Genomic DNA, 22,439 nt, shown 5'->3' with positions numbered 1-22,439 from the left:
ATGTTAAATAGCCGATTTTTGCTCTGCAATCCAATCGTTTATTACGTCTTCAAGTACTGCCATAGGTAGCGAGCCTTGGCCGATTACGGTGTCGTGAAAGCTGCGAATATCAAACTTAGCCCCGAGTTCTTTTTCGGCTTTTTCACGCAGTTCGCGTATTTTTATTTCGCCCATTTTGTAAGAGAGCGCTTGGCCTGGCCATGAAATATAACGATCTATTTGATCCTCCACCGAACTTTGTGGCAAAGCAGTGTGATCTGCCAAGTAGTCAATAGCCTTTTGGCGGCTCCAGCCAAAGGCATGAATACCGGTATCAACAACAAGCCTAACTGCACGCCACATTTCGTAGCCTAAACGACCAAAGTCGCTGTATGGATCTTGATAAAAGCCGGCTTCTTTACCTAAACGTTCAGTGTAAAGTGCCCAACCTTCGCCAAATGCTGAGTGGCTAAGTGTGCGTCTAAACTGGGGTACGTCTAATTCCATCGCAATCGCGTTTTGTAAATGATGCCCTGGTATTGCCTCGTGCAGGCTAAGTGCTTCTAAATTATATAAAGGCTGTAGCTTAGGTGTAGAGGCTAAAAAGTAAGTACCAGGGGAGCGATTATCAGCAGGTGGCATATAAAACGCGCCGCGACTCGCTGAGCCTTTTATTGTAAAGGTGTTACGCGGTAAATGATTGAAGTAGGTTGGTAACTTGCCATACATTTTTTGCGTAATAAAGGCTGTTTTTTCAAGTAAGTCTTGCGCGTCTGTTGCGTAAAATTGCTCATCGGTCGCTAAAAATTCTAAAAACTCAGCATAGGTGCCATCAAAACCTACTTTATCAACGATGTTTTGCATTTGCGTTTTTATACGCGCCACTTCTTTTAAGCCAAGCTCATGAATTTGCTTTGGTGTGGCATTGGTTGTGGTGTAGTAATTAACTGCATATTTGTAATACTCAAGCCCGTCTTTAACGCTTGAAATACCTGGCTCTGTTCTACAGTTCGGCATGTAATCGTTTTCAAAAAAGTCGTAAAAGTGCTGATAAGCCGGGACTACTTTTGAGCTAATTAAGGCTTTTGCTTTGTTTTGGTATGTGGCCTTTTGCTCTGCTGTAAACGTATTTGGTATACGTGTAAAGGGCTCGTATAAGGCACTGTTTTCAGGTTGCTTAACAATATGAGCGTTAATGCTCTGGCTGTAATTTTCAAATGTTTTGCAGTAGTGCGTATACCCCAGTTCAATTCCTTCCTTCATCAAGTTAATGTTTTCTTGGTTAAAGCGAGGGTAGTCGGCAAGGCTTACTAAAAATGCGTTGTAATCATCAGGTGTTAAAAATGCCATATTAGCCGGTGCTTCGGCAAAGTAGGTATGCCAGCCACTTAAAAAGTTAACCTGAAAATACTTATCTTGAAAAAGGTAGCTTTGCTGCTCTGTTTCTCGCTCGTATTTAAATAAACGGTAGTTCATTAGTTGCGAGCTGCTCAGCGTTTTAGGATCTATTTTACTTAAGCTTTTTATTACACTGTTATTGTAAGCTTGGCGCTTTGCAATGGCTTGTTCGGTCCAATTTGGTAATGTACCATTTGGCTTCCAGCCGTCTGGGTCGGTACGAAAGAATATTTTTTCGGCTTTTGCATTTTGCCAGTGGTTATCAATAATGGTTTTTAAATCTGCATTGCTATCGGCTGCGCTCGGCAGTGATGCTACAGCTAAGCAAATAGCTAAAATTGTTTTTTTAAACATAGTCATCCGTTATTGGCGAGTTTGTTATTATTTATCGCGCTTTTTTATTTTAATTTATGCTCAATATAGTACCAAGTTAACTTAATCAATGCGCTTACTTTTATAACCTGTAACTCTTGGTTTTACTTTTTGATTGAACAAATTTCACTGCGTAACTGATTGGCGTACTAGTTTATTGTTTTATCAGCGTTTAGAATGATTAAAACTTATTATAAAAAATGACCGTCATGTTTAATAAAGTAATTACCTTAATTGATGAAGCAAACAACCAAGACCCAAATACTGAGCAGCACAATAGGCAAAGCTTTCCAAAAGAAAGCTTATACGGCTTGCGTATGAGCGAAATGCTAACTCGTTTTAAACCAGATGCCGATGCACTCATGCAAGTTGCAGTGCGTGCACAGCATATTCAGCGTTGGAAGTCGCCACGTAGTGACTTTGAAATGAACAAGCAGGGTTATCATCAATGGCGCAGCGCACTTTATATTTTTCATGCGTCACTAGCCGTTGAATTAATGAAACAAGCTGGGTTTAACGATACGGACCAAAACCGTGTTTATAACGCGGTTGCTAAAAAAGATATTAAGCGCAATCCAGATAGCCAATTAGTAGAAGATGTAGCGAGTTTGGTGTTTATTGAACACTACATGCTTGGGTTTGCCAGTGCAAAACCAGATTACAATGAAGAAAAATGGATTGGTATTATTCGCCGCACATGGCAAAAAATGTCAGATGAAGCCCATGAGTTTGTACTTACAGGTAATATTACATTACCAGATCCACTTGTTGGGCTTATTCATAAAGCGCTTGAGTAAAGTAGTGTAAGCTAGGCATTAAAATAAAAAGGATTTTTAGAATGTTATGCCCACGTACAAATGCCTCTCTTGAGCCGTTATTAATTGGCGGTATTACTGTTTACACTTCAGTGCAAGGTGGCGTATTTTTTGATAACAGCCAAATTTTTAAGTTTAGCTCACCAGAGTTAAAGCATGGTCAGGTATTACTTAAGTATTTGAGTAATTATACCGAAGGTGAGGGTGATGTCTCATCGCGAGTAAATTGCCCTAAATGCCCAAGTATTGTGATGATGCGCCGGTATTTTTCGCCAGTAAAGGCTGTCGAAATAGATGAATGTCCAGGCTGTGCAGGAATATGGCTTGATAGTGGCGAGCTGGAAAAAATACACGAAAACCACCTAACACCCAAAGAGCGTAAGCTGTTAGCTCATGAAATGGCAACCAATCATGGGTTTATAACTATTAAATCACCTACTTCTAGGTTTACGCCAACTAATAAAAATAAAAGTGCGCATGAAACCACCGTTGAGAACTTGGTTCGCTTAGCTTTACTTGGTTTGTAACTCTTAATAACATATTAAAACAAAAACGGCGTACTAAAAAGTACGCCGTTTTTATTGTAATAAACTAACTCTTGAAAAGTTTATTTATTACGGTTTTCTTTAGCAAATGCACGTATTTTACGCTTTTGCGACAGTGTTACTTTATTAACACGACCAGCAAATGGGTTTTCACCTTCTCTAAATTCGATTTTGATAGGTGTGCCCATAATTTTAAGCGCTTTACGGTAATAGTTCATCAGGTAGCGTTTATAACTATCTGGTAAATCTTTAACTTGGTTACCGTGAATAACAATACGTGGTGGGTTATAACCACCGGCATGCGCATATTTGAGCTTAACACGACGACCACGAACAAGTGGCGGCTGGTGATCGGCTTGAGCCATGTCCATAATACGACGTAACATTGCAGTACTTATACGTTTAGTCGCTGATTCATACGCTTCGTCAACAGACTCGAATAAATGACCAACACCTGTACCGTGTAGTGCAGATATAAAGTGTAGGCGTGCAAAGTCAATAAAGCCTAAACGGCGATCGAGCTCTGATTTAATACGATCTTTAACGTAATCGTCTAAGCCATCCCATTTGTTCACTGCAATTACCAATGAACGACCTGAGTTAAGAGCAAAGCCTAATAAGCTTAAATCTTGATCAGAAATACCATCGCGAGCATCAACAATCAATAACACAACGTTACAATCTTCGATTGCTTGAAGCGTTTTAATGACAGAGAACTTTTCAACTACGTCGCTTACTTTTTTACGCTTACGAACACCTGCGGTGTCAATTAACACATACTCTTTTTCATTTCGAGTCATCGGAATGTAGATAGAGTCACGTGTTGTACCTGGCATGTCGTATACAATTACGCGATCTTCACCCAGTATACGGTTTGTAAGCGTTGACTTACCAACGTTAGGACGACCAATAATCGCAAGCTTTACAGGTTTGTCTGCAAATGCCTGGTGATCGGTATCGCTGTCTTCATCTTCTTCGTAAAGATTAATAAGCTCTTCGTCATCGCCTGTTACGTCTTCGTCTTGTGCAGCTAATTCAGCAATAAGCGGCTGAAGTGTTTGCTCAAGTAATAACGTAATACCACGGCCATGCGATGCAGCAATGTGATGAATTTCACCTAATGATAATTGGTAAAATTCAGCACAGTTTGAATCTGCATCAATACCATCGGTTTTATTGGCAACAACAAAACACTTTTTATCTTGTTTACGCAAGTGATTAGCAATTGCTTGGTCAGCTACGGTCATACCTACACGAGCATCTACTAAAAACAGAACAATGTCAGCTTCTTCAATAGCTAGCAGAGATTGATCTGCCATTTCGATTTCGATGCCTTCTTCTGAGCCATCAATACCGCCCGTGTCTACCACGATAAATTCATAGCCATCGTAACTAGCTTGGCCATATTTTCTATCTCGTGTTAAACCTGGAAAATCGGCTACGAGTGCATCACGAGTACGTGTTAAACGGTTAAATAATGTGGATTTGCCCACATTGGGTCGCCCAACTAGAGCGATCACGGGAAGCATAAACTACCTCTTTAAAAAACAACAAAAGGCTTCGCAGTGCGAAGCCTTAAAAAAACCATATGACTATTAGTAACTTAGTTTGGTATTTTTACCATACTAACTTCACCATCACGGGTGTATAAAATTAGCTTATCGTCGGCAACAACTGGCTCAACAAAAAAGCCCGAGCTGTCAAAGTCTTCACGAGATACTAGCTCGCCAGTTTCTTTATTTAGCCAATGTAGGTTACCTTCTTGGTCGCCTAAAGCTAAGTGGCTACCTGCAACTGCAGGGCCTGTTAGGTACCAACCGCGTAGAGCGGGTTGGCTCCAACGTTCAATACCTGAATTTTTATCTAATGCGTAAATAACACCATCGCTATCTACTAAATAAATTGTTTGTGCATCCATCGCAATTTCGCGGTAGCTGCTGTACTCGCGTTTCCATACAACATTGCCAGAGCGAATATCTACAGCGGCTAAGTTGCCGTTGTAAGCTATAGCGTAAGCGTATGGACCGCTAATAAGTGGTTGAGTGTCTACGTCAACTAGGCGTTCAAATTCTGATGCGCCTTTAGCAACCGCAATTTCTGCGCTCCATGCTGAGTAACCACTGTCTGAAATTAATACGCTCAGTTTGCCTGTTTCAAGGCCAACTAATACACCACCGTTAGCAACGGTTGGTGAGCTTTGTCCGCGTAATGTTAGTGGTGGAACTTCTTGTTCAAAGCTCCAACGCTCTTCGCCTGTATCTGGGTGAAGGGCTAACAATTTACCAGAGCCTAAATTTACAAATATTAAGCCATCGCCTGCTGTTGGTTTAGACAGAGATTCGCCTGGTACGTTTTTACGCCAAACTTCTTCACCAGTTTCGCGATCAAGAGCAATAATAAAGCCGTGTTCAGAACCAATATAAATTTTACCATAGGCTTGCAAAATACCACCTGATAATTTTGCACTACCGTTGTCAGCCCAAGGCCAAAACGATAAATCTTGGCGTACATCGGTTTCCCATTTTGTATCGCCATTATCAAGCGAAAGCGCTTCTACTTGGCCTTCGCGGCTAGCAACATACACAGTATCTTTGTAAACTGCGGGTGTTAAACGAGAAAAATAATGCTCTACGCCATCACCTACAGATTCTTGCCAAACAACGTCAGTTTCAAATTGGTTTACAATTTCAGGAAGTACTAGTTCATCTTCATCATCACTTGATGAACAACCCATCAATGTTGCCATACATAGGGCAAGGGCTGCTGTTGTAAATTTTTTCATGCCTAAAACCTTATGCCGCTGGGCTAGTTACTGCTAGGTCATCTAACTTAATTTGTAATAGTGGGTTACTTGTTAATCCACCCGCATCTATTGCTGCTTGGTATGCAGTACGTGCTTGATCTTTATTACCTTGCTCAGTGTAAATATCGCCTTTAAGCTCGGCCACGTTTGCATTGAACGCTTCAGGTAATGGTGCATTTAATGTTGTTAATGCATCGTCATATTTAGTTTGCGCAATTTGAACACGTGCTAAACGTGTAATCGCAATTGCTTTTAATTCTGTATTTGGCGTATTAGACACAACCCAGCTTAGCTTTTCGCTTGCTACGTCTAATTTTTTCGCTTCTACTGCGTCTTTTGCAGCAACGAATGCAGCAAGTGTTGCGTAGTTTGTGTCTTTATTTTCGCTAATAAACGCATCAGCTGAAGATAATACATCGTCGCTTTCAACAAGCGCTGTATATGAATCTGATGCTTTCTCAGCGGTAGTAATTTGGTTTTGGTTATATGCTTTCCAGCCATATAAGCCACCTAGGCCAACAAGTATACCTAGCGCAAGTGAAATGCCGTTTTCACGGAAAAAGCGTTTAATGGCTTCTGCTTGTTGTTCTTCTGTTGAATAAATATCCATTCTTACCTCTAATGTTCGCTTAGCCGTTAATAAGCTCAGCTAATAGCGCTTTAGCTTGTTCTAATTCTAATGTGACTTGTTCTTTACGCTCGCGTAAATACTTGATGGTCACAACGCCTTTTTCTAATTCATCTTCACCAATAATCACTGCAACAAGTGCATCGCTTTTATCAGCACGTTTTAATTGTTTTTTAAAGTTGCCGCCGCCCGCATGTACCATAACGCGTAAACCCGGTACGTCTTTACGTAGTTGTGCTGCAATTGCAGGAGCTTGAATGCTTGCTTTGTCGCCCATTGCTGCTAAATATACATCAGCATTACGACGAATGTCACCTACACACTCAAGTGCTTGTAGTAATAATACTAAGCGCTCTAGACCCATTGCAAAACCAACTGCTGGCGTTGCTTTGCCGCCAAGTTGTTCAACTAAGCCATCGTAACGTCCGCCAGCACATACAGTGCCTTGTGCACCTAAACTGTCGGTTACCCATTCAAATACAGTGCGGTTGTAGTAGTCTAAACCACGTACTAACTTTTCATTAACCGTATATGAGACGCCAGCAGCGTCTAAACGTTCACATAAATTTGCAAAATGTTCTTTTGATTCAGCATCTAAATTTTCAGACAATTTAGGCGCATCAGTTAAAATTGCTTGTACGTCTGGGTTTTTGCTATCAAGTACGCGTAATGGGTTTGAATACATACGACGTTTTGAGTCTTCATCAAGCACATCAATGTGTTGCTCAAGGTAGGCTACTAACGCATCACGGTAATCTGCACGCGCTTCGTTAGACCCTAAAGAATTTAGCTCCAAACGAACGTGCTCAGTAATACCAAAAGCTTCCCATAGTTGCGCTGTTAATAAAATAACTTCTGCGTCTATATCTGCTGTAGCAATACCAAATGTTTCTAAACCAAATTGGTGAAACTGACGGTAACGACCTTTTTGCGGACGCTCGTGACGAAACATTGGACCCATGTACCAAAGGCGTTGTTCTTGATTATATAGTAAGCCATTTTGGTTGCCAGCACGTACGCATACTGCGGTGCCTTCTGGGCGAAGTGTTAATAAGTCGCCATTGCGATCGGCAAAGGTGTACATTTCTTTTTCTACTATATCGGTAACTTCACCAATAGAGCGTTTAAATAAGTCGGTTGATTCTACAATAGGAAAACGAATTTCTTGATAACCGAACGATGCTACTGTCTCGCGTAAAATGTTTTCTACTTTCTGCCAAACTTGTGTATCGCCCGGCAGACAATCGTTCATACCGCGAACTGCCTGAATTTGTTTTGCCACTGATAAATCCTAAATGCTGTTTTTTTGTGTAATGAAAAATGCTTACACAACAAGAATGCTAAAAATTGACCCGCCATTATAGCGTTTTAGCTATAAAGGTAAACGCCAAACACCGCTGTTTGGCGCTTTATGCGGTATTTATTCGACTATTTTTATGTCAATCGGTGTTTGGCTCTGCTTTTTTTCTATAAAGTCGCGTACATAACCTTCAAGCTGGTCAACAATGTTGTTGTTATCAATGCGTGCTTTTTGGCGTTCGCCATTTATATACAAACCAGAACGACGATTTGCACCGGCAAGCCCTATATCACTCACAAGCGCTTCACCTGGTCCATTTACAACGCAACCAATTACCGAAACTGACATAGGTTCGATAATATCCTCTAAGCGCTCTTCAAGTTGGTTCATGGTGCTTACTACATCAAACTCTTGACGTGAGCAGCTAGGACAGGCAATAAAGTTAATTCCACGCGAACGAATGCGCAATGAATTTAAGATATCAAAGCCGACTTTAATTTCTTGAACAGGATCGGCAGCAAGTGATACACGCAGGGTATCGCCAATACCTTCGGCTAATAACATACCTAAACCTACTGCAGATTTAACAGAGCCTGAGCGCATGCCGCCCGCTTCGGTAATACCTAAATGTAGTGGTTGGTCTATTTCTTTAGCGAGTAAGCGATATGCTCCTACCGCTAAAAATACGTCAGACGCTTTTACTGATATTTTAAATTGGTCAAAATCAAGGCGGCGCAATATATCTACATGGCGCATTGCTGATTCTAATAAGGCTTCTGGTGTTGGTTCGCCGTATTTTTCTTGTAAGTCGCGCTCTAGTGAACCGCCATTTACACCAATACGAATAGGAATGTTGTGCTCGCGTGCTGAGTCTACTACGGCTCTAATACGCTCTTCACTACCTATATTCCCCGGGTTTATACGCAGGCAATCTACACCGTATTTTGCTACTTTTAAGGCAATACGATAATCAAAATGAATATCGGCAACTAGCGGAATCGTTACTTGCTCTTTTATACTTTTAAACGCTTCGGCTGCATCCATTGTTGGTACTGATACACGGACTATGTCGGCACCTGCATCTTGTATTGCCTGTATTTGTGCAACAGTTGCATCAACATCCATGGTGTCGGTGTTGGTCATTGATTGCACTGCAATAGGGGCACCATCACCAATAGGGACGTTACCTACATTGATTCGGGTGGATTTTCTGCGTTTAATTGGAGATTCTGAAAACATAGCGACTACTCTGCTAGTGGTAATGTAAATTTGGCTAAACGGTTTTGAGGAAATGCAGAAACATCTACAGGTTCACCGTTTAAAGTAATGTCTACAGCGTCATGCTTACCAAGCACAACTGAAAAAGGAGGCGTACCGCTTACGGTCATAATGTAGCCTGCTTTTTTAACGCCGAATGCTATTTTTTCGCCTTCGCCGTCGTAAATTTCAACCCAACTTTCGCCATTAAAGTTCATGACAATTGTACTGCTAGCATCGTCTTGACTTGCGCTGTTAGAAGCAATAGGAGCCGTTTCTTTAACTATTTCTGGGCTTGTTGATGTTTCACTAGACGTGCTTTGTGATTCTAATAATGATTCATCGTCAATTTCGGCTTGTTGCTGTTGCTCTGAAATACTGGGTTGAGCGGCTTGGCGCTCGCTCATTTTTGAGTTGGCAACGTTTATATTACTCGTTTGCTCTTCAATAGGTGTCGCGTTTTGCCAAAACCATAAAGCAGATGAGCCAATAACAATCGCTAAAATTAAATAGCTAAAAAACATTAAACGACTGTCGTTTGCTTCTTTTTCTGTACGGCGTGAAAAACTCTGCATATTAGCGGGTTTAGCCGGCTCTGGTGGGGCTGGCATCATTGCTAAAATAGGTGCGCTATCTACTTTTAATTCACGGCAATAGTTTTTTATATAGCCTTTAACAAAAGTAATAGGGCCGAGCAATGTAAATTCATCATTTTCAAGGCGTTTAATTTGAAGTTCAGACAGCTTTAACGGTGCAGCAATAGTCGCTATGCTAACGTTCGCTTGTTCTCTGTGGTTTTTTAATATTTGGCCTACAGTTGGCTGTTCGCTCTGTGTTTGCGTATTTTCTTCATTCATAATGTGTATGAGTCTGGATCCACTAGTAAAAGTTTGTGCCCTGGTTTTAGTGCTATATCAGGACTTAATTTATTCCATCGCATTAATTCATCAATTAATACATGCCGCTGGGTAGCTATATCGTAAAGGGAATCACCAGCTTTAATTTCGTAATAAATATTTGGATCGTTTAGGTATATTTTACTTCCATTCATTACTCGATCCGACTCTTTTAGACCATTCCATTGCAGGAGCTTTTGTAGTTTAACATTGTATCGCACCGAAATGCTAAATAGGTTTTCGCCAACAGCAATTACGTGAAATGGCACGCGTAAAGGCGATACTTTAGGGTTAAGCATTGGGAGCTCTGTTTTTTGTACTGCTTCGTAACTTTTAAATTCAATATCTGCATCATTTTGATAGCTGCTATTTTCAAATACAGTTGTATTTTTAGTCGCTTCGTAGAATACCACGTCACTACTATTTTTTTGAGCGGTAACTGCAGGAACTGAATTACTATAGTTACTAGTTTGCTGCGAATTAAACTGGCCTGTTTTAGGTGCGCCAAACGAAATTATTGTAACTTCGTCATCAGCTTTAGCTGGTTGTTTTGTTGCTATAACTTCTTTTTGAGGTTCGTAAACGGACTTAGCTTTTTTAGGTGCAGCTACTACGGAATCTGCAGAGTCGTGCTCAGTAGTAAGTGCAAGCATAACAGCCGATGTATCGGTAGGGTTGCTTGGTGCGACGACTTTAGGAGCTTCTTCTTTTTGAGTTGTTATTTGTTTTGCTATTACGGTTGCTTCATCGGCTTGCTTACTGACCGTGTTTTGTACTGCCTTAGCTTGCTTTTCTCTTACTATAACTGAATTTACATCTTGGTTATTTGCTATTGCGATCTTTTTATCTGTTTTTTGCTCGTCGTTTGTTACCAAGCTTGTTGAACCGTCTTGTGGTGAACGTTTCTTTCTGATTACTTTTATTTTTGGTTTTTTTGAACTAACGTGCGCGCCGCTTTCGTCATTTTTTAGTTCTTTTAACTGCGCTTTACGGTATTTTTCTCGCAGTATTTCAAACTCATTAAAACGTGTTCTTTTCTCTTTTAATGCATAGGCTTCGTTACTGCTAGAGTAAGTTTGTAAAATAGTGCTGGAAATTTTTTCAGCCTCTTCTATTCTGCCCATTCTGTTTTTTACAAGGTAGCTAAGCATTAATGCGCGAGAGGATACTCGACCTGTGCTTTCGTAGCGCTTTAAAAGTTCACTGGCTTTGTATAAGTCACTTTTTGCGTAATACAGCGCTGCTAAACTAATTAACGTAGATGTACGCTGAGAGCTGTGATTAAGTGCCTGTTGAAAGTAACTTTCTGCATTTTCAAAATCATCAAATTCAATAGCACACAAGGCTAAATTTTCGTAACTTTCGGCAACGCGAATATAACTTGGTACTTCAATGGCTTTTAAAAATTGATCAGTTGCACGATCGTATTCATCAATACCACATAAAAACACGCCGTAGTTATTAAGGGTATTAGGATCGTCAGGCTTTATTTCGAGTGCTTTTTGGTAGGCTTTATCAGCTAGCGGGTTTTCGCCTACTTGTTGATAGTAATAAGCAAGAGAGTAATGTACTTCAGGTAGGTCAGGAGCAAATGCAGCTGCACGTTCTAAATTGTATTTGGCTTGAGAGTTATTACCCGTTTTTAAATACTGTAGGGCTAAAGCAATTCGTGTTCGTGCTGCGCCAGTATTATTAATTTTATTTTCGACGACGGGCTTATTACTGCCGTTATAACTACTTTCGCTAACACAGCCACTTAAGGCAAGTGTTGATAGTGTTATAGCAAGTATAGATCGCATTACCTTATCTCTTTATTTTTAGTCCATTTCGCCTATCTTACCTAAAACCTTTATTCTTGCATCATTTATTTAAAAATAAACAACTTAACTGCCCTATATGACTTATTCACATAGGGCAGTTACAGATTATGCTTGGTGGATATTAACGCTAATTGCGTTATCGTCACGCATTTTCTTTTTAGCTAAACGTTTAGTACGGTCAACTACGTCACCGACTAACTGTCCGCAAGCGGCGTCAATATCGTCCCCGCGAGTACGACGAACAATACAGGTAACGCCTGCTGCTTGTAATACTTTTGAAAAACGGTCAATACGGCTATTGCTTGAGCGCGTGTATTCATTACCCGGGAATGGGTTAAACGGAATAAGGTTTACCTTACAAGGTGTGCCTTTTAACGTTTGCACTAATGCATGCGCCTGATCGGTGCTGTCGTTAATACCGTTAAGCATCACGTATTCAACCGTTACATCTTTATTTGCTTTTGAGCCATCGATATAACGACGACACGAGGCTAAAAATTCTTCAATAGGGTACTTTTTATTAACTGGCACTAAAATGTCACGCAGTGCGTTATCTGGTGCGTGAAGTGATATAGCCAGTGCTACGTCAATTTTCTCTTTTAGTAAATCAAGTGCAGGTACAACGCCTGAAGTACTTAATGTTACGCGGCGCTTAGATAAACCAAAGCCCCAATCGTCCATCATTAGTTCCATTGCTGGCACTACGTTTTTAAGATTAAGTAAAGGCTCGCCCATACCCATCATTACAACGTTAGTTACTGGGCGCTTTTCGCTATGACCATCAAGGCCTATATCTTTAGCTACACGCCAAACTTGACCAATAATTTCAGATACTTTTAAGTTACGGTTAAAGCCTTGTTGAGCGGTAGAACAAAAAGTACACTCAAGAGCACAACCCACTTGTGATGATACACATAAAGTAGCGCGTTCTTTTTCAGGGATCCAAACGGCTTCTACTTCTTGACCACCTTCCAGAATAAGTGCGTATTTAATAGTACCGTCGCTTGCTTGTTGGCGAACGGTAATTTCTGGCGCTACAATTTCGCACTCAGCTTTAAGTTTTTCTTTAAGCTTTTTGTTTACGTTGCTCATATCGTCGAAGTTATCTACGCCAAAATGATAAATCCATTTCATCACCTGGTCACTACGAAACGGCTTTTCACCGAACGATGCAAATAGCTCGCGCATTGCTTCTCGGTTTAAATCTAATAAGTTAATCTTTTTTTGCTCGGTCATGAAACAACCTCAATCGGTGACGGTGGAGATAAAATTTACGAGGACGAATTGTACACAATTCACTCACTTTAATCATTACGTAAAACATCATGAGTTTCTGATTAATACTTTACGTAATGACTAAAAAAGGGCCCGAAAGCCCTTTTCAATATGTTAACGAATTCGAATTAACGAGTACGTGAACAAAGCTCTTCGTCAGCGAAGAAGTACGCGATTTCGCGAGCAGCAGATTCAACAGCGTCAGAACCGTGAACAGCATTTTCGTCGATGCTATCAGCGTAGTCTGCACGTAAAGTACCAGCTAGTGCTTCAGCAGGGTTAGTAGCACCCATGATTTCACGGTTTTTAAGAACAGCGTTTTCGCCTTCAAGAACTGTAACCATTACTGGACCAGATGTCATGAAAGATACTAAAGCACCGAAGAAAGGACGTTCGCTATGTTCAGCGTAGAAACCTTCAGCTTTCTCTTGTGAAAGGTGAACCATTTTAGCTGCAACGATTTTAAGGCCAGCAGATTCGAAACGGTTGTAGATAGCGCCAATGTGGTTTTTAGCAACTGCATCAGGTTTTACGATTGAAAAAGTACGTTCTAAAGCCATCTTTATGCTCCAATAATTTTAAGTAAAAGTGTGAATATTAACGGGCGCGAATTATACGTGTTTTAAGTGAAAAATCCTAATTTTATTAAAAACCAGTTTGGTTGCCGTTTTGTGATCTCGATCAAACGCAAATTATTGACCGCATTTATACTGCCGCGCTTCTGTTTACTTATTTGTTAATGACTAATCTGAATTTTGCTTGGGATAGATTTATTTTTCAGAGTTCAGGTTAACTACTTATGCAACTGGCTTAAACCCAGTTTGATGTATGGAGCGCACATGTCACCCGCTATTTCTTCAATGCCTTTTATTCCTGAATTATTATGCCCCGCAGGCAGTTTAAAAAACATGCGCTACGCGTTTGCTTATGGCGCAGATGCGGTTTATGCGGGGCAGCCTCGTTATAGTTTGCGTGTGCGTAATAATGAGTTTGATCTAGACACTCTGAAAGTAGGCATTAGTGAGGCGCATGCGCAAAATAAAAAGTTTTATGTTGTGTCTAATATTGCACCGCACAACGCTAAAGTTAAATCGTATTTACGTGATATAGAACCTGTTATTGCGATGCAGCCCGATGCGCTGATTATGTCAGATCCTGGTTTAATTATGCTTGTTCGTGAAAAATGGCCAGCCATACCTATTCACTTATCAGTACAGGCGAATGCGGTAAATTACGCGAGTGTACAATTTTGGGCAAAGCAGGGAATTGAACGCGTTATTTTATCGCGGGAGCTGTCGCTCGAAGAAATAACCGAAATACGCACACTCTGCCCAGACACCGAACTTGAAGTATTTGTACATGGTGCGCTTTGTATGGCGTATTCGGGGCGTTGTTTACTCTCCGGTTATATAAACAAGCGGGATCCAAATCAAGGCACATGTACTAATGCATGTCGCTGGGATTACGATGTAAAACCTGGTGTTGAAAACGAAACCGGCGAAATGGTGCATAAAATTGACCCAAAACAGGTTATTCCTACACTGGGCGAAGGCGCGCCAAGTAACGATGTATTTATGCTAGAAGAACAAGGCCGCCCTGGTGAGTACATGCCTGCATTCGAGGATGAGCACGGCACCTATATTATGAACTCAAAAGATTTACGCGCTGTGCAATACGTAGAGCAGTTAACAAAAATGGGTGTACATAGTTTAAAAATAGAAGGGCGTACTAAGTCATTTTATTATGTAGCGCGCACAGCACAAGTTTATCGCAAAGCAATAGACGACGCAGCTGCGGGTAAACCATTTGATACTAACTTATTTAAAACTCTCGAAAATCTAGCGCATCGTGGTTATACCGAAGGCTTTTTAAAACGCCACGCTCACCAAGATTATCAAAACTATGAATACGGTCATTCGGTATCAACTAAGCAGCAATTTGTGGGAGAAGTACTTGAGCGCTGCGAAAATGGATTAGTTGAAATAGACGTTAAAAATAAATTTTGTACAGGTCACTCCTTAGAGCTTATGACACCACAAGGTAACATTACTTTTAAGCTTGAATATATGGAAAACAAAAAGGGCGAAAGTATTAGCGATGCTAAAGGCTCCGGTCACATTGTAAAAATACTGCTAGATGAAGACATTAACTTAGCGCATGCTATTTTAATGCGTAATCTTGAGGAACACCAAGATACTCGTAATCCATTTAAACAAGCTGTTTAGCTACAGCTGAATATAGTTTTTTTCAAAAAACTCGGGGTTATAAAAACCCCGAGTTTGCGACTTTATTTAAAATAATATTAATTATTTTTCAAGTTGCTTTAGCTTATCTCTTCGCTCTTTACGTTTTTGTTTTAATGTTTTGCTTGCATGTTTTTTAGGTTTTTCTTTACTCATTACAAATAACTCCAATTAAATATATAAAATTAATAAATAAAAATTGAAATAATTTACTCTATATTTCCTCCTTAATATTAATGGCTATTATTTCCCAAAGGTGGGATTCCCCAGCTTCTTTATATTCAATAATATGATTTATTTTATGCCCTAAAAGAGCGACCCCAAGAGGAGAGTGAAATGATACGTCACTAATAAAGTGCCTTCGTTGGCTTGGAGGCACTAAAGTTATGCGGCGCTTAAAACCGGTGGTTATATTTTTAATGACCACCGTGCTATTAATTTGTACATGTGGATTGAATTTTGACCAAGGCCGTTGTGAATACTCGACTTCTTGTAGTAAATACGCAAGCTTCAGCGGTTGTAATAGTACCGCTGCGTCTGTGAAGTCATTTTTAGACAGGAAAGATTTTTTACGCTCGAACAGAAAAGAAAGCACGGACTAATCCCAGGGCAAGAGCATGAAAAAACACTATAAATTCAATACCTTTTCAAGATAAGCTGTACTGCGCATCGCTTTCTTCTGCTTTGCTGGCATACCTTTACTGAAACTGGTTTCAGCCTTTAATTGATTGAATGCGATATGCCTCAGCCCTGTAAATACTGGCGCTGCACCTTCGCGCCTAATTCGGCACTCATCTTCTTTAAATCCTACGTCTAAACGCCAATGTAATCCATTCTCTATTTGCCAATGTTGCCGCGCTGAACTTGCCAATTCTTCCGCCGTTAAATGTGCTGAACTGATATAGTACCTATAACATAACTCATTGCTTAATTTACCTTTTTCCTTTCTGTAGGAAACAATAACGCCCACTGTTTTTGCCCCTTCCCAGTGTATCGTTTCTGATAAATAACTTACGTCATGGCGCACTGCACAACACCTAAACTCCTCTCTGTTTTTTTGATAATCAGCTTCATTAAACAAAACCCCTTTAGACGCTTGTCGTGTTATCTCCGGTATTGAAGCCCCCTCTATTTTCGACAGGAGTCCTTTATGATTTGCCTTCACTGCTAGAAGGTAATCAGCTTCTTTGCTCACTATTTTTTCTGCAATTGATTTTTGACACCCCATGGCGTCAATTGTGACTAAGCAGCCTTTTATCTCAAGTAACTCTAGAAGTGTTGGTAACGCTGTTATTTCATTCGACTTTTTATCAACAGGGCATTGCGCTAAAACGACACCATTTTCGCATGCAAACGCACTGATCATATAAAGTGCATCGCGCCTATCCGATTGATTAAAAAACCCTTTTAACCGTTTTCCGTCAATAGCCACGACATCGCCCTGGGTTAACTTAGTACATGCTTTCATCCAAGAAGAAAAAGAATCTTGAAATTGCGTCATATCAATACGGCTTAGTACGCGGGCAATTGTGTCATGGCGAGGGATACCTTGCTTTAGGGGGACATATTTCCTGAGCCAATCTAATCTATCATGACCAAAATCTTCGATATCTTCCCAGCCTTGGCATCCAGACACAACAGCGCTGACGGCTAAGAATATGATATCAAATAGTTTATGGACCACTTTACCTTGTTGGCGAGGATCATCGATTGATTCGAAATATTTAAATAGCTGAATATCAAGCATGAGAATGCTCTTTGAAAAAAGGAGTATAAGATCATACTTTTAAGTCAAGGTAAAGTTCGTGATCTTGCCCTGGGACTAATCCCCACAAAAACTAAATCGAATTTAAATATATTAAGGTACAGTGTAACTGCCGAGTGTAAGGGTTACACTCGGCTTAAATTCCGAAGGTGGTATTTGTTTTTAGCAGGTATGTGATTAAAGTAAACATATTGTCCTCTTTGTTTAAATCAATCATATTGAGTTTAAAAATAAAGTCAATTGAGTTTTAGGTTAAAAATATATTGTCGATATAATGACAGTTTAAAACTGTTTTTTATGTTTTTATAAATTCGTTATTTTTCACTGAAGTGTTGTTATTTCTGTGTGTTAGTTGCTCACTATGTGATTGAAGTTAATCGACTAAATTGTTAAGTGCTATTTATGAGATCTATAGTGCCACTTATGCATGTTTATAATATTTATAGATTAAATATACTGGTGTTGTTGTTTATTAAAGTGTAATTGTGTGGCTAGTATTTTATTATGTGAAGCCTAAGCTGCTTATTTTATAGAGTAGAAGCTAGGTATCGGGTAACGCTCTTGTAGTGGCTACGTGTTTTACAGCTGAACCTTTATGTAATAGTTACTCCATTCAACAATGTTAAATAACCACTTTTTATTCGGGTTAATCAAAGTAAATTATAAAGGGTCTCATTTATATGTGGATAATTTTTGCATTACTCGCCACTGTTTTTTTTGGTGCGCGAGGAATAATGTACCAATGGACGTCGCAAAAAAAGATTAATCGTAATCTATTATTATTCGGTGTTTTTTTTGTAGGGTTCATAATTAGCGCGCTAGGTACTGTAATATTTGAACACACATGGTACGGCTGGGCTGACATTACTGTTGGACTCGCTTTAGGTTTTGGATCTTTTGCGGCTAATGGGTTTTTGCACAAAGGGTTTTCGGTTGGGAAAGCGTCTTTAATTAGCATCCTGTCGGGGTTAACGCCTTTATTTGTGCTTTTATTTGCCTTTTTATTATGGCAAGAAACCTTAACTGTTATTCAATTAATCGGCTTTTTTATTATTTTTGGCGGTCTTTATATTATTCGCTATTCCAGCGATATCTCATTAAGTAATTTACAAGGTGCGCAATGGGGATTACTCGCGGCACTGTCCTTTGCGTTTAATGATTTAATGGGTAAGCAATCAACGCTTCTTGAGGCGGATACGTTTGCAACTTTAACGTCTATGTTTGGTTTTGGTAGCTTTCTTTTTGCCGTTAGTTGGTTAGTAAAGCGTAAAAAAATGCTAGCAGAGCAAGGCTCTTCTCAAGCGTATTGGTCTGCCGGTAAAACATTTTCGTGCGGGTTACTTATTGGTTTAACAAATGTAGCTGGCATGGTTGCAATAATATCGGCTTTTGCTATTGGTAATACAGGGTTAGTTTCAGCGATTTCAGGTATGAATATTTTAATTATTTTGTTGTACTCACGCATCATTCTAAAAGAGTCTTTTACACGGCAAGAAGTTATAGGATTAACAACGGCATTTTTAGGTGTAATTGTACTAAGGCTTAGTTTTTAAAAGATGAATTAGCTTAATTACTTTGCTGTGAAAAGCCTACACTGCTACATTTTAGTGAAGTGTTGCAGTGTATGCTCTATAAGTAATCGCACTCGATAAGGGATTTGTTTTCTGTCGCGATAAAGCATAGAAAATGGCTGCCCTTTGCTTTGCCAATCAGGAAGAATGTGTTTAAGCTTTCCGGCTTTAATAAGTGGTAATGCTATATAATCAGGGATGTAGCTAATACCCACACCAGACTCAACTGCTTGTTTCATCATTTGAATTTCATCAACTTCTAATCGAACATGTGTGTTTGGATTAAAACTGTACTCTTCACTCGTTTGCTGATTTTTTAATTGCCACGGTACCAACCCAACGCACGTAACTTTTGGGTGATCTTCTAATTGCTTAGGATGAGTGATGGATTGATAATCATGATTTAAGTGAGTACATAATATATTGTGAGTAAGCTTAAGCTCCCTAATAACCCAATTATCAATGGCAGGATTTCTTACTCTAAACGCTATATCAATCCCTTCTTTTTCAATATCAATAAGGTTATTTGAAAAGCGTAAATCTAGTTGAATATCGGGATACTGCAGTAAAAAATCACAAAAAATAGCACTTAAAAAATGTTTACCCATGTAAATGGGTGCACAGATCCTAATTTTCCCTTTAGGTTGGTCTTTCTCATCACAAAGTGCTTGCTCTATACACTCTACTTCATCAAACAGTTTACGATAGCGATCGTAATATAACTCGCCAGTATGCGTAAGTGTTACCCGATGAGCATCTCGATTTAGTAACGTTAATTGCAGAGCTTGCTCTAATAAACGTATTCTACGGCTCAAAGTTGATAGTGACATATCAAGGCTTGTTGATGCTTTTTTAAAGCTACCTAGTTTTACTATGGTGCAAAAGTAACGTAAATCATCGAGAGAATAACTAGCTGCCATCAGAACTACTTTATTGTTTAGGATGTAGGAATATAATATTAACAGCGACGCTTTAAAATTTCATTAGAGATTAAGGGGGGAGGGAAGAACTGAAATTAGGCAACCAAATTTTATGTGATTTTAATTTAATAACTCTCAATAAGAGCACTGGTAAATAATGTAACTCAATCTGATCAGCTAAATGAATTAAAAGTAGTTTGAAGTTGTGCTTGTTAGAGTCATTGAAATAGATTTAGAAATGTTAATTAGAAATAAAGTTGCCGCGCCTTTTTAGAGGTATAAATAAAACGATACTTTTAAAAATTAAAACCTCGGCACAAGTAAAGTAAGCAGCGAGGCTTTATAAATAGCTCAATACTATTAAGCTTAATACAATTAACGACCCGTTAAATGCTTATTCATGGCGTACGTGTTATCAAGCTGTTGCTCTATTAAACTAATCGTTTGTTTATTTACGTCTAATGCTTTAGCTGTGTCTTTAAAGTTTAAAATAATCTCTGCTATTTCAGATATTATAACTTGTACTTGTTTCCAGTTTGCATAACCTGCTGCAGAGGCCAGCTTTTGAATCGCTTTTAGTGGCGGGTTTTTTCCAAATCCAGCAAACGAAGTAGCATGCTCATTAAAAGGGTGAGGACTAAAAGTTACATCATAAAAAGGCGCTAAATCCCACTCACCAGAATCACCTTGTAAAAAAGCCCAGTTTTTACTGTGGTCATCTTGGTTACAGCTAAATAAATTAAACATAGCCCGACGAAATTGTAATTGCCCTGCAGCAGGTGATTTGCATAAAACACGGCTCGCTTTAATTAAATCCTCATAATCTAATGTAGGTGTGCGAAAATCAGCATCTAGCAAGCCACATGCACTATGCATATGTTTGCAGCCCATTTTATCACCCATTAATTTAAACCTATCGAATCGTTTTAAGGCAAGCCATTGCTTTGCACCGGTCCCTTCTGGGGCGGGTACCAGTAACCTCTGAGGAGGGTTTAATCCCGCTTGTTCAGCTAAATTCAAATACACAGCTTCACATAACCCTTCCTCATGTCCTAAAGCGAGGTTTTTGGATGTGAATTTTATTAACCAAGCATCATCACCTGTTTTAGGTTTTGTTCTACATTCTTGTATATTATTGTCAGGAAAATAAATTTGGGCTTTTGGGCGTGCACCGCCGGAGCTACCAGCAGCCACTAACGCAGAAAGTACTTCTTCTGTTTGTCCTTCAAATATTGCTTGGGCTTGTTGGCCTAATGTAGCAAGACCAGCTTCATCGTCATTTGTGTCATCATAATGAGTTTCAGGTGTAAACGATAATGCTCCCATAGCCGAATGGCCAACAAAAGATAAGCGGTCCATTGCGGTAACAAAGTTAGGCATTATATTATTTTGTCTGAATACACGGTCCTGTAGTAGTAGCCCCCACCCATCAGGTAAACAATCAGAAAAGACCCCATGCAATCCATTATGTGGGCTTTTGGGTGCTAACTGAACATCTCTATTGAAGGCGAGTGAGAATGGCGAAAGATTACCGTATGTGTCTAAATAGCCTTGATCAAATTGAAAGTAAACACCTTGTCTATTTTGAGCAAGTACACCAACCATTGACTCTGTTGAGTCTGACAGTGTACGTTTTACTTCTAGCTTTTCTATGGGTTTAAAGGCCATTGTTTAATACCTGAGCAATAGACGTTGGCGCATTCTTACCTTGAGTTGGCGCTTTTGTTAATTCATATAAACGAGTCAAATCGTCGAGAGATTGCCACAAAAGTAATAGCTGCCTGAATGAAATAAGTCCTGTAACCTCAAACTTTTTTATTGTAGAAGCAGGTACCGTACTTTTTTTAGCTAACGCCTCACGTGACATCTTTGCTTTTTTGCGGTGTTCTTTTAGATGTTCAGCAAAAGCTAGCTGCACATCACCTTCGCTTAATAATAAATAATTAATAATAGAACCTCAAAAAAAGACATGTGCGTATCTAAAATGGATTTTAAACAAGGTTAATGGATACTATAGTGTCTATTTTGTTGCGAGTAAAGCGTTTGATACGTGTTAATGCCAAGCAAAGTCGATACCGGCTAAACTTATTTAGGATCCCTATACAATAGAATATAAATCAAATTAAAAACTTAAAAAATTAAAACGCACATTAGCGTTTTTTCGTTCCTCAGAATAAATGCCTTTTAGGGATCTTTAAGCCGCATTCTAGGCCTTAAAGTGACTTATTGGTCACTTTAATTCTCGTCGTTTATATCAAAAAAGTTAAGTTTTTTTACTTAATCTACTTTTTTAGCTTGTTTAACAAGCCTAATTAGAATTACTGCTAACACAGTAGCCGGTAATAGCCATATAAAATCACTCATTTTAAATTCTCAATATTTGAAACAATCTCTTAACCTTAATGTTTTTGATGTGTTTTGCAAATTTAAGTCGTTTGTTTTATACCTTTCAATTTTTATACCTAGTTAGTTTTAGGACAAATTAACGAGGAAAAATCATGAAAGATCAAAAGTCGCAGTTTATTCGCCAATATGTACGTGCTAGTAAATCACCGTGGGAAGATGCTTCAACCATTTTGTTTTTGCTGATGTAGTTGATAAGCAAACGAAAGAGTTGGGCTTCACAAACTACATTTATTTACACCGAGATAGCGTGGGGAGTGTCCTGGGTATCAGTATTTCTCAACAATTATTAGCTGCTAATCCTGAGTTCTCAGAGAGGTATTTGGAAGGTATTGAGATGTATGCTTTTTTACTCATACATATTGAAGACATAATAAACTTTTGCAGCTGCAGAAGAAAGTTGGTTACGGTTAATAGAAAGCTCATAAACTCTGGCGAGCCATTGGCTC

General features: G+C 39.3%; 19 protein-coding genes. 4 read left to right on the top strand and 15 right to left on the bottom strand.

The annotated features are described in order from the left end of the window. Positions 1-3: 3 nt before the first annotated feature. Positions 4-1,731 (bottom strand): DUF885 domain-containing protein, encoded by a 1,728-nt coding sequence (locus GQR45_RS18630; RefSeq protein ID WP_165726709.1) that lies wholly within the window; start codon positions 1,729-1,731, stop codon positions 4-6. A gap of 227 nt (positions 1,732-1,958) precedes the next feature. Here GQR45_RS18630 and GQR45_RS18625 point away from each other — a divergent pair, with 227 nt between their 5' ends. After that, on the top strand, positions 1,959-2,546 hold the full coding sequence (locus GQR45_RS18625; protein ID WP_165726708.1) for a DUF4202 domain-containing protein: 588 nt from the start codon (positions 1,959-1,961) through the stop codon (positions 2,544-2,546). A gap of 41 nt (positions 2,547-2,587) precedes the next feature. Then, positions 2,588-3,091, top strand: coding sequence for a zf-TFIIB domain-containing protein (locus GQR45_RS18620; RefSeq protein ID WP_165726707.1), 504 nt, complete (start codon positions 2,588-2,590; stop codon positions 3,089-3,091). 80 nt (positions 3,092-3,171) lie between these two features. Here the strand turns inward: GQR45_RS18620 and der are convergent, their stop codons facing one another. From der to ndk, 9 genes are all read right to left on the bottom strand, one after another. Further along, positions 3,172-4,638, bottom strand: coding sequence for a ribosome biogenesis GTPase Der (der, locus tag GQR45_RS18615; RefSeq protein ID WP_024592997.1), 1,467 nt, complete (start codon positions 4,636-4,638; stop codon positions 3,172-3,174). Between the two features lie 74 nt (positions 4,639-4,712). Then, positions 4,713-5,891, bottom strand: coding sequence for an outer membrane protein assembly factor BamB (bamB, locus tag GQR45_RS18610; protein WP_165726706.1), 1,179 nt, complete (start codon positions 5,889-5,891; stop codon positions 4,713-4,715). A 10-nt stretch (positions 5,892-5,901) separates the two neighbouring features. Continuing rightward, on the bottom strand, positions 5,902-6,522 hold the full coding sequence (locus tag GQR45_RS18605; protein ID WP_007583431.1) for a tetratricopeptide repeat protein: 621 nt from the start codon (positions 6,520-6,522) through the stop codon (positions 5,902-5,904). A gap of 19 nt (positions 6,523-6,541) precedes the next feature. Beyond that, entirely contained in the window at positions 6,542-7,822 is a 1,281-nt protein-coding gene (gene hisS / locus GQR45_RS18600; RefSeq protein ID WP_024604284.1) for a histidine--tRNA ligase, read from the bottom strand. A gap of 138 nt (positions 7,823-7,960) precedes the next feature. Next, positions 7,961-9,079: a flavodoxin-dependent (E)-4-hydroxy-3-methylbut-2-enyl-diphosphate synthase gene (ispG, locus tag GQR45_RS18595; RefSeq protein ID WP_007583427.1), complete on the bottom strand. Its 1,119-nt coding sequence runs from the start codon at positions 9,077-9,079 to the stop codon at positions 7,961-7,963. A 5-nt stretch (positions 9,080-9,084) separates the two neighbouring features. Continuing rightward, positions 9,085-9,954, bottom strand: a complete 870-nt coding sequence (locus GQR45_RS18590) for a RodZ domain-containing protein (RefSeq protein WP_007583424.1) — start codon at positions 9,952-9,954, stop codon at positions 9,085-9,087. Then, positions 9,951-11,792, bottom strand: coding sequence for a type IV pilus biogenesis/stability protein PilW (pilW, locus tag GQR45_RS18585; RefSeq protein ID WP_165726705.1), 1,842 nt, complete (start codon positions 11,790-11,792; stop codon positions 9,951-9,953). The genes GQR45_RS18590 and pilW overlap by 4 nt, the downstream gene beginning before the upstream one ends. Before the next feature lie 126 nt (positions 11,793-11,918). Next, positions 11,919-13,049: a bifunctional tRNA (adenosine(37)-C2)-methyltransferase TrmG/ribosomal RNA large subunit methyltransferase RlmN gene (locus GQR45_RS18580; RefSeq protein WP_007583420.1), complete on the bottom strand. Its 1,131-nt coding sequence runs from the start codon at positions 13,047-13,049 to the stop codon at positions 11,919-11,921. Positions 13,050-13,216: 167 nt separating this feature from the next. After that, positions 13,217-13,648, bottom strand: coding sequence for a nucleoside-diphosphate kinase (gene ndk / locus GQR45_RS18575; protein WP_007377442.1), 432 nt, complete (start codon positions 13,646-13,648; stop codon positions 13,217-13,219). Between the two features lie 279 nt (positions 13,649-13,927). On the opposite strand from ndk, the gene yegQ reads away from it, so the two are divergent. Then, positions 13,928-15,313 carry a tRNA 5-hydroxyuridine modification protein YegQ gene (yegQ, locus tag GQR45_RS18570; protein ID WP_165726704.1) on the top strand — a complete coding sequence of 462 codons (1,386 nt, stop codon included), beginning with the start codon at positions 13,928-13,930 and terminating at the stop codon, positions 15,311-15,313. Positions 15,314-15,545: 232 nt separating this feature from the next. Here the strand turns inward: yegQ and GQR45_RS18565 are convergent, their stop codons facing one another. Then, complete coding sequence (locus tag GQR45_RS18565) at positions 15,546-15,926, bottom strand: GreA/GreB family elongation factor (protein ID WP_024604280.1); 381 nt, start codon at positions 15,924-15,926, stop codon at positions 15,546-15,548. A gap of 33 nt (positions 15,927-15,959) precedes the next feature. Next, positions 15,960-17,078 carry an ISAs1 family transposase gene (locus tag GQR45_RS18560; protein ID WP_165726703.1) on the bottom strand — a complete coding sequence of 373 codons (1,119 nt, stop codon included), beginning with the start codon at positions 17,076-17,078 and terminating at the stop codon, positions 15,960-15,962. 698 nt (positions 17,079-17,776) lie between these two features. Between GQR45_RS18560 and GQR45_RS18555 the strand changes: the two genes are divergently transcribed. Next, positions 17,777-18,649, top strand: coding sequence for a DMT family transporter (locus GQR45_RS18555; RefSeq protein ID WP_010554966.1), 873 nt, complete (start codon positions 17,777-17,779; stop codon positions 18,647-18,649). A 44-nt stretch (positions 18,650-18,693) separates the two neighbouring features. On the opposite strand, the gene GQR45_RS18550 is transcribed toward GQR45_RS18555, so the two are convergent. The 3 genes from GQR45_RS18550 to GQR45_RS18540 all read right to left on the bottom strand — a co-directional run bounded on the left by GQR45_RS18550 (position 18,694) and on the right by GQR45_RS18540 (position 21,535). Further along, positions 18,694-19,587, bottom strand: coding sequence for a LysR family transcriptional regulator (locus GQR45_RS18550; protein WP_165726702.1), 894 nt, complete (start codon positions 19,585-19,587; stop codon positions 18,694-18,696). 375 nt (positions 19,588-19,962) lie between these two features. Then, positions 19,963-21,255 (bottom strand): type II toxin-antitoxin system HipA family toxin, encoded by a 1,293-nt coding sequence (locus GQR45_RS18545; protein WP_165726701.1) that lies wholly within the window; start codon positions 21,253-21,255, stop codon positions 19,963-19,965. Next, positions 21,245-21,535: a helix-turn-helix transcriptional regulator gene (locus GQR45_RS18540; protein ID WP_165726736.1), complete on the bottom strand. Its 291-nt coding sequence runs from the start codon at positions 21,533-21,535 to the stop codon at positions 21,245-21,247. The genes GQR45_RS18545 and GQR45_RS18540 overlap by 11 nt, the downstream gene beginning before the upstream one ends. Between the last annotated feature and the right edge of the window lie 904 nt (positions 21,536-22,439).

It is taken from the genome of Pseudoalteromonas sp. SA25, assembly GCF_011378705.1.
GTDB classification, from domain to species: Bacteria; Pseudomonadota; Gammaproteobacteria; order Enterobacterales; family Alteromonadaceae; genus Pseudoalteromonas; species Pseudoalteromonas arctica.
The sequence above is the reverse complement of the archived record's forward strand: the minus strand, read 5'-3'. Positions and strand labels throughout refer to the sequence as shown.